This is a genomic window from Microbacterium sp. 77mftsu3.1 (assembly GCF_900100525.1).
Taxonomy (GTDB): domain Bacteria; phylum Actinomycetota; class Actinomycetes; order Actinomycetales; family Microbacteriaceae; genus Microbacterium; species Microbacterium aquilitoris.
In genome coordinates this window covers 58,473-75,062 of sequence record NZ_FNCR01000001.1, presented here as the reverse complement: position 1 = coordinate 75,062, position 16,590 = coordinate 58,473, and the positions used below count along the sequence as shown (strand labels likewise).

14 protein-coding genes are annotated in these 16,590 nt (G+C 69.2%); 10 read left to right on the top strand and 4 right to left on the bottom strand.

All coding sequences use genetic code 11. The features are described from left to right. Window positions 1-67 precede the first annotated feature (67 nt). From tsf to BLR68_RS00375, 7 genes are all read left to right on the top strand, one after another. The gene (gene tsf, locus BLR68_RS00405; RefSeq protein ID WP_018188030.1) at window positions 68-895 is read left to right on the top strand and encodes a translation elongation factor Ts; all 828 of its coding nucleotides are present in this window, start codon (window positions 68-70) and stop codon (window positions 893-895) included. A gap of 87 nt (window positions 896-982) precedes the next feature. After that, window positions 983-1,702, top strand: coding sequence for a UMP kinase (pyrH, locus tag BLR68_RS00400; protein WP_018188029.1), 720 nt, complete (start codon window positions 983-985; stop codon window positions 1,700-1,702). 56 nt (window positions 1,703-1,758) lie between these two features. After that, window positions 1,759-2,313: a ribosome recycling factor gene (gene frr / locus BLR68_RS00395; RefSeq protein ID WP_018188028.1), complete on the top strand. Its 555-nt coding sequence runs from the start codon at window positions 1,759-1,761 to the stop codon at window positions 2,311-2,313. A 7-nt stretch (window positions 2,314-2,320) separates the two neighbouring features. After that, entirely contained in the window at window positions 2,321-3,352 is a 1,032-nt protein-coding gene (locus BLR68_RS00390; protein WP_018188027.1) for a phosphatidate cytidylyltransferase, read from the top strand. After that, window positions 3,349-3,903, top strand: a complete 555-nt coding sequence (locus BLR68_RS00385) for a DivIVA domain-containing protein (RefSeq protein ID WP_018188026.1) — start codon at window positions 3,349-3,351, stop codon at window positions 3,901-3,903. The genes BLR68_RS00390 and BLR68_RS00385 overlap by 4 nt, the downstream gene beginning before the upstream one ends. A 43-nt stretch (window positions 3,904-3,946) precedes the next feature. Beyond that, a complete protein-coding gene (locus BLR68_RS00380; RefSeq protein ID WP_018188025.1) occupies window positions 3,947-4,660 on the top strand; it encodes an aggregation-promoting factor C-terminal-like domain-containing protein in 714 nt (237 codons plus the stop codon). Between the two features lie 4 nt (window positions 4,661-4,664). Then, entirely contained in the window at window positions 4,665-4,946 is a 282-nt protein-coding gene (locus tag BLR68_RS00375; RefSeq protein ID WP_018188024.1) for a hypothetical protein, read from the top strand. Here the strand turns inward: BLR68_RS00375 and BLR68_RS00370 are convergent, their stop codons facing one another. Further along, window positions 4,947-6,020, bottom strand: coding sequence for an AI-2E family transporter (locus BLR68_RS00370; RefSeq protein ID WP_018188023.1), 1,074 nt, complete (start codon window positions 6,018-6,020; stop codon window positions 4,947-4,949). A gap of 155 nt (window positions 6,021-6,175) precedes the next feature. On the opposite strand from BLR68_RS00370, the gene BLR68_RS00365 reads away from it, so the two are divergent. Together BLR68_RS00365 and BLR68_RS00360 are read left to right on the top strand one after the other, a co-directional pair. Beyond that, window positions 6,176-7,957: a DUF8094 domain-containing protein gene (locus BLR68_RS00365; protein ID WP_256335280.1), complete on the top strand. Its 1,782-nt coding sequence runs from the start codon at window positions 6,176-6,178 to the stop codon at window positions 7,955-7,957. Next, window positions 7,954-8,901 (top strand): tetratricopeptide repeat protein, encoded by a 948-nt coding sequence (locus BLR68_RS00360; RefSeq protein ID WP_018188021.1) that lies wholly within the window; start codon window positions 7,954-7,956, stop codon window positions 8,899-8,901. The genes BLR68_RS00365 and BLR68_RS00360 overlap by 4 nt, the downstream gene beginning before the upstream one ends. Window positions 8,902-8,995: 94 nt before the next feature. Here BLR68_RS00360 and glgB read toward each other — a convergent pair whose 3' ends face one another. From glgB to glgX, 3 genes are read right to left on the bottom strand one after another with little or no spacing between them, the layout of a single operon-like run. After that, the gene (gene glgB / locus BLR68_RS00355; protein ID WP_018188020.1) at window positions 8,996-11,137 is read right to left on the bottom strand and encodes a 1,4-alpha-glucan branching protein GlgB; all 2,142 of its coding nucleotides are present in this window, start codon (window positions 11,135-11,137) and stop codon (window positions 8,996-8,998) included. Next, a complete protein-coding gene (locus BLR68_RS00350; protein WP_018188019.1) occupies window positions 11,134-13,209 on the bottom strand; it encodes an alpha-1,4-glucan--maltose-1-phosphate maltosyltransferase in 2,076 nt (691 codons plus the stop codon). Before BLR68_RS00350 ends, glgB begins: the two co-directional genes overlap by 4 nt. A gap of 45 nt (window positions 13,210-13,254) precedes the next feature. Beyond that, complete coding sequence (gene glgX, locus BLR68_RS00345) at window positions 13,255-15,354, bottom strand: glycogen debranching protein GlgX (RefSeq protein ID WP_018188018.1); 2,100 nt, start codon at window positions 15,352-15,354, stop codon at window positions 13,255-13,257. Window positions 15,355-15,405: 51 nt separating this feature from the next. Between glgX and BLR68_RS00340 the strand changes: the two genes are divergently transcribed. Further along, window positions 15,406-16,590 (top strand): cysteine desulfurase family protein, encoded by a 1,185-nt coding sequence (locus BLR68_RS00340; protein WP_018188017.1) that lies wholly within the window; start codon window positions 15,406-15,408, stop codon window positions 16,588-16,590.

The window sequence follows — 16,590 nt, the reverse complement described above, 5'->3', positions numbered from 1 at the left end:
GCGCCCCGCCACCCGCGGGGCGCCGACGTCCGGATACAACCACCCAACTACTGAGGAGCCGCCACCCATGGCAAACTTCACCATCGCCGACATCAAGGCGCTGCGCGAGCAGCTCGGCACGGGAATGGTCGACACGAAGAAGGCGCTCGAGGAGGCCGAGGGCGACCTCGAGAAGGCCGTCGAGATCCTCCGCCTCAAGGGCGCGAAGGGCAACGCGAAGCGTGCCGACCGCTCCACGAGCGAGGGCCTGATCGCCGCGCGCGAGCAGGACGGCAAGGTCACGCTCATCGAGCTGAACACCGAGACCGACTTCGTCGCGAAGAACGAGCGTTTCATCGCGCTCTCCGAGAAGGTCCTCGACGCGGCTGCTGCAGCCGGTGCCGACTCGGCCGAGGCTGCTCTCGCCGCCGACGCCGGTGGCAAGACGGTCGCCGACCTCATCTCCGACGAGGCCGCGATCATCGGCGAGAAGGTCGAGCTGCGCCGCGTCCGCACCCTGTCCGGTGACGCGTTCCAGGTCTACCTGCACAAGACGAGCAAGGACCTGCCCCCGCAGGTCGGCGTCGTCGTCGCCTACTCGGGTGACGACGCCGAGACCGCTCGCTCGATCGCGCAGCACGTCTCGTTCGCCAACCCGACGTACCTCTCGCGCGACGAGGTCCCCGAGGCCGACGTCGACAAGGAGCGTGAGATCGTCACCGAGATCTCCCGCAACGAGGGCAAGCCCGAGGCCGCCCTTCCCAAGATCGTCGAGGGTCGCGTGAACGCGTTCTTCAAGCAGGTCGCCCTGCTCGACCAGGACTACGCGAAGGACAACAAGCTGTCCGTCGCCAAGGTCGCGGCCGACGCCGGGATCACGATCACCGGCTTCGCCCGCTTCAAGGTCGGCGCGTAAGCAGATGGACGAGGGGTTCGCATCGGAAGATGCGGACCCCTTTTCCGTGCCGTTCGATAGTCTCCCCCTAGACGAGAGGATCCCCGCGTGATCGATGAGAACACCGGACGCCGTCGCGTCCTTCTGAAACTTTCCGGCGAAGCGTTCGGTGCCGGCCAGCTCGGCGTCAACCCCGACGTGGTCAGCCAGATCGCCCGAGAGATCGCGGCGGCCGTCGACCGCGTGGAGGTCGCCGTCGTCGTCGGCGGCGGGAACTTCTTCCGCGGCGCTGAGCTGAGCCAGCGCGGCATGGACCGCGGCCGCGCCGACTACATGGGCATGCTGGGCACGGTGATGAACGCGCTCGCCCTTCAGGACTTCCTCGAGCAGGCCGGCGCCGCCACACGCGTGCAGTCCGCGATCTCCATGACACAGGTCGCCGAGCCCTACATCCCGCGCCGCGCCGAGCGTCACCTCGAGAAGGGCCGCGTCGTCATCTTCGGCGCCGGCGCCGGACTTCCGTACTTCTCGACCGACACGGTGGCCGCGCAGCGCGCCCTCGAGATCGGAGCGGTCGAGGTCCTCGTCGCCAAGAACGGCGTCGACGGCGTCTACACCGCCGACCCGAAGACGGATGCCTCGGCGCAGAAGCTCGACACGATCACCTATCGCGACGCTCTGCAGCGTGGCCTCAAAGTCGTCGATTCAACGGCGTTCAGCCTGTGCATGGACAACGGCATGGACATGCGCGTGTTCGGTATGGAGCCGGCCGGCAACGTCACCCGTGCACTCCTCGGAGAATCGATCGGCACGCTCGTCAGCGTCTGAGGTCCACCCCGGCCGACGACTAGACTCAACAGGACGTACCGACGAATGGAGAGACCGTGATCGCCGAGATCCTGGCCGACACGAAGACCCGCATGGACCGCGCCGTCGAGGCCGCGAAAGAGGACTTCTCGACCGTCCGCACCGGGCGCGCGAACCCGCAGCTGTTCCAGAAGGTCATGGTCGAGTACTACGGCACCCCGACCCCGCTGGCGCAGCTCGCATCGCTCAACGCGCTCGAGGCTCGCACGCTCGTCATCACCCCGTACGACAAGTCCGCGCTGAAGGGCATCGAGCAGGCCGTCCGCGACATGCCCAACCTCGGCGCGAATCCGTCGAACGACGGCAACGTCGTCCGCGTCACGATGCCCGAGCTGACGGCTGACCGCCGCAAGGAGTACGTCAAGCTCGTCAAGACCAAGGCGGAGGACGCGAAGGTGCATGTCCGCGGCATCCGTCGCAAGTCGAAGGACGAGCTCGACGCCCTCAAGGGCGAAGTGAGCGACGACGACCTCGCTCGTGCCGAGAAGGAGCTCGACGCGGTGACCAAGACGCACGTCGACCTGATCGACGAGGCGTTGAAGCGCAAAGAGGCAGAACTCCTCGAGGTCTGAGATCGTCATGTCCGAAGACGCATCGGGGAAGGCGCCCGGACCGGACGCCTCCCCGAGCCGATCCGACTCGCGCCGTGGCGGGGATGCCACAGCGGACTCGTCGTCGTTCCAAGCTCACGTGCGTGCGGCGCGCAGCGAGTTCGAGAGCCAGATCGAACGTGCCCGTGTCGAGTTCGAAGAGGCCAACGAGCGTCTGAACGCGCGCTCCGGGCGCAATCTCCTCGTCGCCACCCTGATCGGTCTTGCGATCGGTGCGGTGGTGCTGGGGTCGCTGCTGTTCTGGAAGTGGGCGTTCATCGCCTTCGCGGTGCCGCTGTGCCTCATGGGAGCGCTCGAGTTCACCCGTGCTCTCCAGGCCGCGGGGCGTCGGATCGACCTCGCCGCCCAGCTGTCGGGCGGTGTCCTGGTCCTCGGCGCAGCGTTCGTGGGCTACCTGACGCAGTGGTTCGTCATCTTCGCCGCCGTCGTCCTCGTCGTCGTGTGGCGTCTCGTCGCCCAGATGGCGGCTCATGACGGGCGGCGGTACGGCGATGTGGTCAGCGACGTCCTCGCCAGCGGTCTGATCCAGGTGTACGTCGTGTTCCACGGCAGCCTCGCACTGGTGATCCTGCGTCAGGATCACGGCGAGCTGTGGTTGCTCGCCGTGCTCGTCATCGCCGTGGCGGTGGACACGGGTGCGTACGCCAGCGGAGTCGCGCTCGGTCGGCACCCGATGGCCCCTCGGATCAGCCCGAACAAGACCTGGGAGGGGTTCGGCGGCGCCGTCGTCGCGAGCCTCGTCGCCGGCGGGCTGCTCGGTGTCCTGATGCTGCAGATCCCGCTCTGGGCCGGCCTCATCCTCGGACTCGCCATCCTCGTCTCCGCGACGGTGGGCGACCTCGGCGAGTCCCTCATCAAGCGCGACCTCGGCATCAAGGACATGAGCTCGTTCCTCCCCGGCCACGGGGGAGTGCTGGACCGCCTCGATTCGATCCTCCCGTCGCTCGTCCCCGGCCTCGCCCTGTACATCCTCCTGAATCCGTTGAGCGCACTGACATGACCGAACTGACTTCGCCCGCTGCCTTCCCCGCCTCCGGCCGTCGCAAGGGCTACGCGCGTCAGCCCGTCGACGAGTTCCTCTCGTCGACCCGCGCGGCGTTCGAGACCGAGGGCACGACGGTGACGTCCGAGGACATCCGGAGCGCGGCTTTCCCGATCGTCCGGGACGGGTACGCCGTCGAGGCCGTCGACGCCGCCTTGGCACGGATCGAGGATGCGTTCGCGCAGCGGGAGCGGGCCGCGGCGATGTCGCAGCGCGGCGCGCGCGCGTGGGTGGGCGCGTCCCGTGCACTCGCCCAGGAGATCCTCGACAGGCTGTCCCGCCCCGCCCACCACAAGTTCCGGCGCGTCTCGCCCCTTCGCTTCGGGTATCGCGTCGACGAGGTCGACCTCGTCGCGGGTCGCGTCGCGCGGTACCTCGAGGCAGGCGACGGGCTCACGATCGAGCAGGTGCGCACGGTGGCGTTCCGTATGCAGCTCCGTGGCTACGACGAGGCGCAGGTGGATGCCGTGCTGGACGCGGTGGTCGACGTGATGCAGTCCGTCGGATGACCGCGTGGCGGCGGTTCCCCGCCGCGGATATGATCGGTGCACTGTGACTTCCGGCAACGAGATCCTCCCGTCCCGCACCGGCGTCGCCGCGCGGTCGGGCCGGCACTCGGCACGCGTCGCACCTGCTTCCCGCTGGTCGCGTCGTCGCGGTGTGCTCGGGGCGTTCGCGGTGATGGCGACGGCGGGGTTCGTGGCGGCATCCCTTGTCCCGCTCGTCTCGTTCCCGAACACCGCTGAGGCGACCGAACTCGACCCGATGTCGCTCTACGCCTCCACGGTCCACGACGCGCAGCAGTATCACGCCGGCGAGGCCCCGGTCCTCGAACTCGACCGTGCGACCGAGTACACGGTGTACGTCAAGCCGACCCCCACTCCGACGCCCACTCCCACCCCCGCGAAGAAGTCCGGCTCGGGCTCGTCATCCGGGTGGAGCCCGCCGTTCGTGACCCCGAATCCCGGGAGCGCGCAGGCCATCGCCTACGACATGGTGACCGCGCGCGGCTGGGGCGACTCGGAGTTCGCCTGCTTGGTCGCGTTGTGGAAGAAGGAGTCGGGCTGGCGCGTCAACGCGTACAACGCCTCGAGCGGTGCCTACGGGATCGCCCAGGCCACTCCCGGACGCAAGATGTCGTCCGCGGGCTCTGACTGGCAGACGAACCCGGCGACACAGATCACGTGGGGACTCGGCTACATCCAGGGCCGGTACGGCACCCCGTGCGGCGCGTGGGGGAAGTCGCAGCGTTCGGGCTGGTACTGAGCCGATGCCCCGCTCGCACCGCCGGAAGCCCACCGGCTCCGACGCATCCTTCGATCGCCTGCTGGCCGGCTGGAAACGGACCGAGCAGCGACGCGGTGTGGAATGGACCGTTCAACCGGTGTCGGCCGTCCAGGCGCAGAAGGAGTACACCTGCCCCGGCTGCGGCCGCACGGTGCCGCGGGGAACAGCGCACGTCGTCGTCTGGCGTGCCGACGGTGTGCTGGGGGATGCCGCGGATCTGGCGGCGCGGCGCCACTGGCACACCGCCTGCTGGCGGATCGCCTGATCAGAGTTCGTTCTGACGCGGGATCAGGACCTGTCGGTAGATGATCAGCACGCTCGCGGCGACCGGGATGGCGATGAGGGCGCCCAACAGGCCGAGGAGCGAACCGCCCGCCAGCGCCGCGATCACGACGACGGCGCCGGGGACCGAGACCGCGCGGCTCATGATGCGCGGCGAGATGAAGTACGCCTCGACCTGCATGTAGACGAGGTACCAGATGAGTGCCACGAGGGCGGTCAGGGGAGAGGCGAGCCCGAGGCATGCGATCACGATGATGGCAGATCCGGTGAGCGTACCGACGAGCGGGATCAGAGAGAAGAAGAAGGCGATGACGGCCAGAACGGCCGGGAACGGCGCCTTGATGATCGAGAGGAAGACGGCGCTCAGGATGCCGTTGATGGCACCGAGGATGACCTGCCCCATGACGTAGTAGCCCACCGAGGCGGTGATCTGCTCGGAGAGGTCGACGAACCGCTCCCGCTTGGATGCCGGGGCGAGTTGGTAGACGGAGCGCTTAAGCGACCGCATCGACGCGGTGAAGTAGATGGTGAGGATCAGGACGATGATCGTCCCGGTGGCGAAGGCGACGATCCCCGCGCCGAAGGACAGCAGGCCGGATCCGAGGGACGCGCCGATGTCGGTGAAATCGAGTCCGTTCCACCAGTCGTTCACGTAGTTGAGGACCATGTCGACCTGCAGGAGCGGGAAGGTGTCGGCCAGCCACTTGCTGACGACCGTGATCGGGTTCCACTCGCCGTTGATCGCGCTGTCCACGAGGCGCTGAGTCTGCTGGACGAGCTTGGCGATCTGGTCCACGAGGACGGGCACGACGATGAGCACGAGGGCGGACGCGATAGCGAGGAGCCCTGCGAAGGTCGCCACCAGGGCTCCCCAGCGCGGGAGGCCGCGGCGCTCGAAGAAGGAGACGACGGGGTCGAGTCCAAGAGCGAGGAACAATGCCGTGCCGATGTAGAGGAACACCGTCGACAGCGTCTGCACACCGGTCAGGATGAGGATGCCCACGCCCACGCCGAGCGTGGCGATCAGTGCAGTACGGAACGGATGCTGGATCTTCACGTCGGCCCTTTCCCAGGTCTGCACTCACCCTAGTTCTCTCATAGCGACCTCATGAGCAGACACACGCTCCCACGCGTTTGCCAGCGCCGTTCGCTAGGCTGGAATGTCGATCGGCCATGCACCCCCTGATGCAGGTCGGAGGAGGGCGGCGGTTCGTGAGATTCGTGTGGGCGATCATCGCCTTCGTACTGGCCACGGTGATGATCGGTGCCGGCATCGCACAGCGCACGATCCTCGAGGCTCCCACGACCGAGACGGCGAAGATCTCGACGGATGGTGCAGAGCCGTACGTTCTGATCGACGGGGCCGTGCTCGCGAGTCATCCCGGTGCGCAGACCGTTCGCATCGACGGGACCGGTCAGGTCTTTGCCGCCTACGGGCGGACCCAGGATGTCACGGCGTGGCTCGCACCGACGCCGTACGTGCACGTGACCCTCGGGAAGGACGGCGAACCGACGTCGAAAACGGTCCCCGCCTCGGCTCCGGTCGAAGGTGCGTCGCCGACGGCGTCTCCCGCCGGATCCGACCTGTGGCTGGACGAGTTCCAGCAGGACGGTTCGCTGGCGACGACGCTGCGGCTGCCCGAGGACATGAGCGTCCTGGTCGCCTCCGACGGCTCGGCGGCCGCCCCCTCCGCCATGAGTGTCTCCTGGCCTACGGGCGCGACAACCCCCTGGGCGGGTCCTCTCCTGGCGGGCGGCATCGCAATGGCCGTCGTGGGGTTGGTCCTCTACATCCTCGCTCTCCGTCATGTACGGCGCTCCCGCGGTCCCCGCCGGAAGGGTCTGCCGCTCACGCAGACCCAGCCGATCGACCTCGCGGTCGAAGAAGCGGAGAAGGGCGTGATCACCTCAGCCCCCACCCGGCGGCGCCTGATGATCGGCCGTCGGCGCAGCGTGGTCGCGCTGTCTGCTCTCGTGGCAGGGGGCATCGCTCTGACCGGCTGCTCGCCCGAGGCATGGCCCGATCTGCAGCCCGGGACGACGCCCTCTCCGACTCCGTCGGTCATCGTCCCGGAAGGTCAGGGTGCTCCGGCCGTCACCCAGACGCAGGCCGAACGGATCCTGACGAGGATCTCCGAGCAGGTGCAAGCCGCCGACAAGGCCAACGACCCGAAGGCGGCGGCGGCCAGGCTGACAGGCCCCGCCCTCGTGGAACGGGAGACCAACTACCGCCTGCGCACGGCACTTCCGAAGGCGGAGGCCCTCCCGGCGATCCCCTCCGGTGACATGACGGCGTTCCTCCCGCAGGCCCAGAACGACTGGCCCCGCATGTTCCTCGCCGTCGTCGAGGACGCCGACGGAGTCGGGACGGTGTTGACCGCCACGCAGGAGAATCCCTGGGCCGAGTACAAGGTCGCCTACATCTCCAGTCTCCGGGCCGACGCCAGCATGAACCTCGCGGCCAAGTACGTGGGCGCCGTCGCCGTGGAGCCGAACTCGCCGTTCCTCCTCATGCCGCCCAAGGACCTCGCGGCCGCGTATGCGGACGTTCTCGACAAGGGTGCCAAGAGCGACTTCGCCGGCATGTTCGACGAGAAGAGCGACACCTTCCGCCCGCTGGTGGCGGAGAACCGCGCGACGCTCTTGAAGAACTTCAACGAGACCGGTGAGAAGACCGGCCGCGTCTCCTTCCTCGCCGAGCCCGGCCCGTCCGAGCCACTCTCACTCGTCACGCTCGACAGCGGCGCGATCGTCGCGGTCACGGTGACGGAGAATGAGACGATCGTGCCGACCGACGAGGACGCCGTGATCAAGCTCGGCGACAACGTCGTCGTGAAGGCGCTGTCCGGCGTCTCGCAATCGAGCACCGGATTCCGCACCCGTTACACCGATCAGCTGTACTTCTTCGTCCCCGCGCAGGGGTCGAACGACAAGATCCAGCTGCTCGCCTCCCGTTCCAACGTCCTCGACGCCAAGGTGGTTGAGAAAGAGTGAGTACCCCCGCCCCCGGTGCCGTCCTGCGCGGCGCCGTCGACCTTTCGTCCCTCCGCAACCGGCCCGCCGGCCCGGCGCCCGCCGGCGGCACCGCGCCCTCGCCGGACGGGCAGGCACCAGCATCCCGCCTCGTCTTCGACGTCACGGATGCGGACTTCGGGCAGGTGCTCGAGTTGTCGAAGACGGTTCCCGTCGTCGTCGACCTCTGGGCCGAATGGTGCGGTCCGTGCAAGCAGCTGAGTCCCGTGCTCGAGAAGCTCGTCACCGAGCTCGGTGGTCGACTCGTGCTCGCGAAGGTGGACGTCGACGCGAATCCTCAGCTCGCCCAGAGCTTCCGTGCCCAGTCGATCCCGCTCGTCGTCGCGCTCGTCGCGGGGCAGCCGGTGCAGCTGTTCACCGGTGCGGTCCCCGAGGCGCAGGTGCGCGAGGTGTTCACGCAGCTTCTGCAGCTCGCCGCCCAGCACGGCGTCACCGGCACCATTCCGATGGAGGGGGCACCGGCGGCCGAGGGCGATGACGCTGCTCCCGCGCTCCCGCCCCTGCATCAGGCGGCGTTCGATGCGATCGAGGCCGGCGACTATGCCGCTGCCGCGACCGCGTACGAACAGGCGCTGACGGAGAATCCCCGTGACGAGGATGCGAAAGCCGGGCTGGCGCAGGTCCACCTGCTCGCCCGCGTGCAGCACCTCGATCTCGCCGAGGCCCGCGCGGCTGCCGCATCAGCGCCGACCGACGTCGACGCGCAGTTCGCGGTCGCAGACCTCGATCTCGCGGGTGGTCACGTCGACGACGCGTTCGCGCGCCTGCTGGACCTGTTCGCGGCTCTTCCCGCCGAGGAGCGTGCTCCCGTGCGGGAGCGCCTGCTCGAGCTGTTCGGTGTCGTCGGAGACGCCGATGCGCGGGTGATCCGGGCGCGCGGTCGTCTGGCGAGTCTGCTGTTCTGACGGCTTCCGGAGACGACGGAGAAGGGGTCCGGGGCTGAGCCCCGGACCCCTTTCTCACGACTCGCGGCTGTTTCTTACGCCTCGCGGCGGTTTCTCATGCGTCCCGGCGGTGGCGGAGCCAGAGGACGCCCAGCGGCGGCAGAGTCACGTGCGCGGTGCCGTCGGCATCCGTCGTCACGCCTCCGAAGTTGCCGACGCCCGAACCGCCGAACTCGGCCGCGTCGGAGTTGAGCACCTCGGCCCATGCACCGGTCTCGGGCAGCGTCAGTCGCACGTCGTGACGCGGTGACCCGGCGAAGTTGCACAGCACCACGACCGTTCCGCCGTCGTGGTCGCGCCGTGCGAACCCGAGGACGTTGCTGTCGGGGGAGTGCGGCCAGACCCTGGAGAACGCCTCACCGTCGCTGTCCCGCGACCACAGGGGCGCCTCAGCACGGTAGGTGTGGTTGAGGGCTGACACGAAGTGCTGCAGCTGCTGGTGCGCGGGCTGGTCCAGCATCCACCAGTCGAGACCGCGTCCTTCGGACCACTCGGACATCTGCCCGAACTCCTGGCCCATGAACAGCAGCTGCTTGCCGGGGTGCCCCCACATGTACGCCAGGAAGGCGCGCATGTTGGCGAGTTGCTGCCAGTGGTCGCCCGGCATCCGGGTGAACAGCGATCCCTTGCCGTGCACGACCTCGTCGTGGCTGATCGGCAGGACGAAGTTCTCGCTGAAGGCGTAGACGAACGAGAACGAGAGTTCACCCTCGTGATGAGCGCGGTACAGCGGGTCGCGGCCGATGTAGACGAGCGAGTCGTTCATCCAGCCCATGTTCCACTTGAAGCCGAAGCCGAGACCGCCCTGGCTGGTCGGCGCGGTCACTCCCGGGAAGCTCGTCGACTCCTCGGCGATCATCGCGATGCCGGGGTAGCGCTTGTAGGCCGTGGCGTTGACCTCCTGCAGGAAACGCATCGCTTCGAGGTTCTCGCGGCCGCCGTGGATGTTCGGCTCCCACTCGCCCTCTTCGCGGGAGTAGTCGAGGTAGAGCATCGAGGCGACGGCGTCGACCCGCAGCCCGTCGACGTGGAACTCCTCGAACCAGTACAGCGCGTTGGCGACGAGGAAGTTCCGCACCTCGTTGCGGCCGTAGTCGAAGATGTACGTGCCCCAGTCGCGGTGCTCACCGCGGCGCGGATCCGGGTGCTCGTACAGGGGCGCTCCGTCGAAGCGGGCGAGAGCGAACGCATCCTTCGGGAAGTGCCCCGGGACCCAGTCCATGATGACGCCGATGCCCGCCTGGTGGAGGCGGTCGATGAGGTAGCGGAGCTCGTCGGGCGTACCGAAGCGGCTCGTCGGGGCGTAGTAGCCGGTGACCTGATAGCCCCAGGAGCCGCCGAAGGGGTGCTCGGCGAGCGGCAGGAACTCGATGTGCGTGAAGCCCTGCCCGCCGACGTAGTCGACGAGTTCGTCGGCGGCCTCGCGGTAGCCGAGTCCCGGACGCCAGGACCCGAGGTGGAGTTCGTACGTCGACATCGGCCGGTCGTGCACCGACCCGCTCGCGCGGTCGGCGAGCCACTCGTCGTCCGACCAGGTGTACTCGCTCTCGGTGACGACGGATGCCGTCGCGGGCGGGACCTCCGCGCGACGCGCCATCGGGTCGGCCTTCATGACCCACTGACCGTCGGCGGTGAGGATCTCGAACTTGTACGCGGATCCCACCCCGATGCCCGGGACGAACAGCTCCCAGACGCCGGTGGAGCCCAGGGAACGCATGGCGTGCTGCGTGCCGTCCCACCCGTTGAGGTCGCCGACGACGCGGACGGCCCGGGCGTTGGGAGCCCAGACGGCGAACGACACGCCGCTCAGCGCGTCGTAGTGGCGCACGTGCGCACCGAGCACCTTCCAGAGCTGCTCGTGGCGTCCTTCGCGGATGAGGTGGAGGTCGACCTCGCCGACCGTCGGCAGATGGCGATAGGGGTCGTCGACACGGTAGTCGGGCGCCCCCTCGTAGGTGGCGACGATGTCGTAGGCGGTGGGCTGGACCGTCGTCTCGCCCTCCCAGACGCCCGCGCGGATGTGTCGGAGCTCGACGCGGGCGCCGTCGGAGAGGACGGCGGTCACGGTCTGCGCGAAGGGACGGCGCGCACGCACCACCCACTCGTCGCCGTCCTGGTGGGGGCCGAGCACGTCGTGCGGGGCGTGGTAGGAGCCGGCACCGACGGCATCCAGGATCGAATCGTCGGGACGGGTCATGAGCGTGCCTTCACGTGGAGGATGTGGACGGGTTCGGCGAACGCGTCGAGGCGGACGTAGTTGTGTTCGTTCCAGGTCCAGCGGGCGCCGGTGACGAGGTCCTCGACGTCGTAATCGTGGCCGCGGGGCAGACCCCAGAGCTCCGAATCGACGTGGACCGTCGTTTCGCGCGCCGAGTGCGGGTCGACGTTGGCGACGACGATGATCGTGTCGGATTCGCCGGTCGGTGACAGGGGAGCCGGCAGGTGCTTCGCGTAGGCCACGATTGCATCGTCGTCGGACCCGAGCACGTGGAGCCCGCGGAGCTGCCGGAGCGCGGGATGCGCGCGTCGGATCTCGTTGAGCCGGCGCAGGTACGGCGCGAGCGAGTCGCCCGCGGCTTCCGCGGCCTCCCAGTCGCGGAACTTGTACTCGTACTTCTCGTTGTCGATGTTCTCTTCCGAGCCGGGGCGCGCGACGTTCTCGTAGAGCTCGTAGCCCGCGTAGACGCCGTAGCTGGCGCCCGCGGTCGCGGCGAGCGCCGCACGGATGCGGTAGGCCGGCCGACCGCCGAACTGGAGGTATTCGGTGAGGATGTCGGGGGTGTTCACGAAGAGGTTCGGCCGCATGAAGTCGGCTGTCTCATCGGAGATCGACGCGAAGAACTCCTCGATCTCGGTCTTCGTGTTGCGCCAGGTGAAGTACGAGTAGCTCTGCTGGAAGCCGCTCTGAGCCAGCGCGCGCATCGGCATCGGGCGCGTGAAGGCCTCGGCGAGGAAGATGACGTCGGGGTGCTCCGCGTTCACCGTGCGGATGAGCCACTCCCAGAACTGCAACGGCTTGGTGTGCGGGTTGTCGACGCGGAAGATGCGTACGCCCTGGCGGATCCAGTGGTGGACGATGCGCAGGACCTCGGCGCGGATGCCTTCCGGGTCGTTGTCGAAGTTGACCGGGTAGATGTCCTGGTACTTCTTCGGCGGGTTCTCCGCGAACGCGATGGATCCGTCCGGGAGGGTCGTGAACCACTCAGGGTGCTCCGTGACCCACGGGTGGTCGGGCGCGGCCTGGAGGGCCAGGTCGAGCGCGACCTCGAGTCCCTGGGCGGCGGCCGCGTCGACGAACGCGCGGAAGTCCTCCAGCGTGCCGAGGTCGGGGTGGACCGTGTCGTGGCCGCCGGCGGCGGAGCCGATGGCCCAGGGGGAACCCGGGTCGCCAGGACCGGCATCGAGGGTGTTGTTCGGACCCTTGCGGTTCACTTCGCCGATCGGGTGGATCGGGGGGAGGTAGAGGACGTCGAAGCCCATGGCCGCGACGCCGGGAAGGTGCTTCGCCGCTGTGCGGAAGGTGCCGCTGCGGACGGTGCCGTCCGGCATCCGCTCGGCGCCCTCGGAGCGGGGGAAGAACTCGTACCAGGCGCCCACACCCGCGCGCTCGCGCTCCACGAGGAGCGTGTTCTCCTCGTGGACGGTGTGGAGCGAGACGGCGGGCCGGTCGGCGAAGGCGTCGGCGAGTCCCGGGTCGCGGACGACGATGAGTGCGGCGGCGTCATCGACGGAGTCGTCCCGGAGCGCGCGGGCGGCGGCCGCGAGGGCGGTTCGTTCGTCTGCCGGTCGGGTCTTCTCCGCGGCTGCGCGTTCGAACAGGCGAGCACCCGTCTCGCGCATGAGGATCGGGTCGACTCCGGCCGCGATCTTCACCTCCGCGGCATGCCGCCACGTTGCGTAGTCATCGGCGAATGTCTCGAAACGGAAGCGCCAGGTGCCCTGTTCGAGGGGTGCCACGTGCACCTGCCAGGTGTCGAAGCCGTCGTCCAGCGGATGCAGCCGGTGCAGACTGGCAGCGCCGGAGGGTGACGTCAGCCGCAGGTGCACCCCGATCCGGTCGTGTCCTTCACGGAACGCGGCGACCGTGAAGGGTACCGCCTCGCCCACGAAGGCCGACGGGGCGAACCTGCCGCCGGGAACGCTCGGACGATGCGAGGCGATCGGGATGCGGCCGTTGCGGATTCCGGCATCCTTCTTCGTCGCCTTCGCCGGGCGAAGGGGGATCTCTGCGGAGCTGCGGACGGAAGCGGGGGAGATCGGTGAGGCCACGTTCCGAACCTACCGTTGCCGGGCGGACCCGGAAACGGCCCTGGATCACTCGGCCCGGAACAGGTACATTGACGTCCCCGCCGCCGGGAACGTCTCGCCGGGGGTTCGGACGTCCGCGTGATCGGACGGCCGTTCGTCGACGCTCGACCAGAGCGGGACGAACCTGGTGACCCCTTCCAGCGCGGGCAGCGTGATGTCCGTCCCCCGCTCGCGACCGTGGACGACCAGGAGGATGCGGTTCGGCGCCTCGTGCTCCGGAGTCGACTGGGCGTCGTACTGCAGGGTCCGGTGGGACGGATCCGTCCACTGCTCCACCGACATCGTCTGGCCGTGCTCGTCGTACCAGTCGATCACCGAGGCGCTCGGTACCGTCTTGTCGGCATGCGCGAACCGCACGGGGCGGAGCGCGGGGTTTTCGCGGCGGATGCGCGTGAGCAGCTCGACGTGCGCGCGGAGCTCCTCCTGCCAGCCGCTCAGGTCCCAGTCGTACCAGGTCAGGTCCGAGTCGTGGCAGTACGCGTTGTTGTTGCCGTCTTGGCTCCGGCCGATCTCGTCGCCCGCGGTGATCATCGGGACACCTGCGGACAACAGGAGCGTGCCCATGAGGTTCCGCATGGCCCGCCGCCGCGTGCGCAAGACCGCCTCGTCGTCGGTCGGGCCCTCGAAGCCGTGGTTGAAGGATCGATTGGTGTCCGCGCCGTCGCGTCCGTGCTCGCCGTTGGCATCGTTGCGCTTGACGTCGTAGGAGACGAGGTCGTGCAGCGTGAAGCCGTCGTGCGCGGTGACGAAGTTCACGCTCGCGAGGGGTCCCCGCTCGGCGCTGAACGTGTTGGCGGAGCCGGCCAGGCGGGTGGCGAATCCGCCGATGCCGACGGGCGTCACGTCCGCGCGCCGCGAGTAATCGATGTCGCTCAGCCAGAAGTTCCGGACCCGATCGCGGTACCGGTCGTTCCACTCGCTCCACCCCGTGCCGAATCCGCCGGTCTGCCATCCGCCCAGGCCGACGTCCCACGGTTCGGCGATCTTCTTCACGCCGGTGAGCGCGGGGTCGTCGATGATCGCGCGCAGCAGCGGATGGTCAGCGGTGAACGTGTGCGAGGCATCCCGTCCCAGGGTCGGCGCCAGATCGAATCGGAACCCGTCGATCTGCACCTCATTCGCCCAGTAGCGGAGGGAGTCGAGGACCAATCGGGCCGCGGCGTCCGTCGAGGTGTCGACGGAGTTCCCGCATCCGGTCACGTCGATGTAGGTACCGTCCTCGGCCTGCCGGTAGTAGGCGCGGTTGTCGATGCCGCGGAAGCTCGACCGCGGCTCCCCGAGCCCCTGCTCGGAGGTGTGGTTGTAGACCACGTCGAGGATCACCTCGATGCCGGCCTGGTGGAGCAGCTTGACCATGCCCTTGACCTCGCGGAGCACGGCGCCTGCGCCCTCGGCCTGCGCCGCCGCGGTCGCATACGGGGCGTGGGGCGCGAAGAACCCCACCGAGTTGTATCCCCAGTAGTTGGTCAAGCCCAGCTGCAGCAGGCGCGGCTCGCTGGCGAAGGCGTGGATCGGGAGGAGCTCGACGGCGGTCACGCCGAGGCGCTGGTAGTGCTCGATCATCGCCGGGTGCGCCATGCCGGCGTACGTGCCGTGCAGCGCCGCCGGGACCCCGGGATGCCGCTTGGTGAGCCCCTTGACGTGCGCCTCGTAGACGACGGTGCGGTCGAGGGGCGTCTCGGGCTTGCGCACGCCACCCCAGTCGAAGCACTCGTCCACGACGACCGATCTCCAGGAATGGATGCCGGGCACCGCCAGCCCGCGCGCGTACGGGTCGATGAGGAGGGTCGCGGGATTGAACGTCATCCCCGGGCCGTGCGGTCCGTCGACGCGCACGCTGTATCGGACGCCCGGGCGGAGCACGGGTGTCGTCACCTCCCAGACGCCGCCGCCCGCGGGCGAGAGCGGCAGAGTCTCGACGATCCAGTCGGGGTCGTCGTCGTCGAACACGACCACCTCGACGGCGCTCGCGTCGCCGGACCAGATGCGCAGGGTGGCGACGCCGTCGTGCAGACGTACCCCGAGACGGTCGTGCGTGTCCGAGAGGAGGTCTGCGGCGGGGGAGACGGATGCCGCGGTGGTCGGGTCGGCCGGGGCGGAGATCATGCGTTCTACAGTAGTGAGCAGGTGATGGACGACAGCGGCAGGCGGAGGGCGATGGGGGTCTATCTGGACCACGCGGCATCCACGCCGCTGCGGCCCGAAGCGCGCGAGGCGTGGCTCGCTGCGGCGGAGCTGACCGGGAACGCGTCCTCGGTGCACGGTGCGGGGCAAGCCGCACGCCGCGTCCTGGAGGATGCGCGCGAGCGCATCGCGGCGGTCCTCGGCTGCGATCCGATCGAGGTCGTCTTCACCTCGGGGGGCACGGAGTCCGTCAACCTCGGCGTGAAGGGCCTGTGGTGGGCGCGGGAGCCCGACCGCTCGGCGATCGTCCTGCCCGACGGCGAGCACCATGCGACCCTCGACACGGTCGAGTGGCTCGCCGCAGCCCAGGGGGCACAGGTCCGCCCGGTGCCGTTGGACCCGGAGGGGGCGATCGACGCCGACGCCTTCGCCGCGGTGCTGCCGGGTGCGGCCCTCGCGACGGCGCTCGTCGCGAACAACGAGGTGGGGACGGTGTCCGACGTGGCGCGTCTCGCCGCGGCCGCAGCGGATGCCGCCGTGCCGCTGCACCTCGACGCGGTGGGCGCGATCGCCCACACACCGATCGACTTCGCCGCGCTCCGCGGAACGGGGAATGCGCCGCACGGATTCGTCGCCGTCAGCGTCTCGGGTCACAAGGTCGGCGCTCCCGTCGGTACGGGGGCACTCGTGGTCTCTCGGTTCGCCCGGATCGGCGCCGTCCTCCACGGCGGCGGACAGCAGCGAGGTCTCCGCTCCGGCACCCCCGACGTCGCGGGTGCCGCTGCCCTCGCCGTCGCCCTCGAGCTCACAGCGGCTGAGCGGGACGCCGAGTCGCCGCGACTGACGGCGCTCGCGGGTCGGCTGGCCGACGGCATCCGTCGCATCGTCCCCGGGGCGCGCCTGCTGGGCTCGCCGGACCGGCGGCTGCCGGGCCACGTTCACGTCCTGTTCCCCGACGCGCTGGGCGAGACCCTGCTGTTCCTGCTCGACCACTCCGGCGTCGAGGTCTCCACGGGGTCCGCGTGTCAGGCCGGGATCGCGGAACCGAGCCACGTCGTCATGGCGCTCGGATACGGCGACCGCGAAGCGCGCTCGGTCCTGCGGATCACCCTCGGGCGATCGAGCACGGCGGACGACGTCGACGCGTTCCTCGCGGCGCTCCCGGATGCGCACCGGCGAGCCGCGGCATCCAGCGCCCGTGCGGCCGCCCGCTCGTAG

Coding starts and splice junctions, on each gene's coding strand:
- BLR68_RS00390 (WP_018188027.1), top strand. CDS start 2,321: ATGTCCGAAGACGCATCGGGGAAGGCGCCCGGACCGGACGCCTCCCCG.
- tsf (WP_018188030.1), top strand. CDS start 68: ATGGCAAACTTCACCATCGCCGACATCAAGGCGCTGCGCGAGCAGCTC.
- glgX (WP_018188018.1), bottom strand. CDS start 15,354: ATGATCTCCGCCCCGGCCGACCCGACCACCGCGGCATCCGTCTCCCCC.
- BLR68_RS00375 (WP_018188024.1), top strand. CDS start 4,665: ATGCCCCGCTCGCACCGCCGGAAGCCCACCGGCTCCGACGCATCCTTC.
- BLR68_RS00340 (WP_018188017.1), top strand. CDS start 15,406: ATGGGGGTCTATCTGGACCACGCGGCATCCACGCCGCTGCGGCCCGAA.
- glgB (WP_018188020.1), bottom strand. CDS start 11,137: ATGACCCGTCCCGACGATTCGATCCTGGATGCCGTCGGTGCCGGCTCC.
- BLR68_RS00385 (WP_018188026.1), top strand. CDS start 3,349: ATGACCGAACTGACTTCGCCCGCTGCCTTCCCCGCCTCCGGCCGTCGC.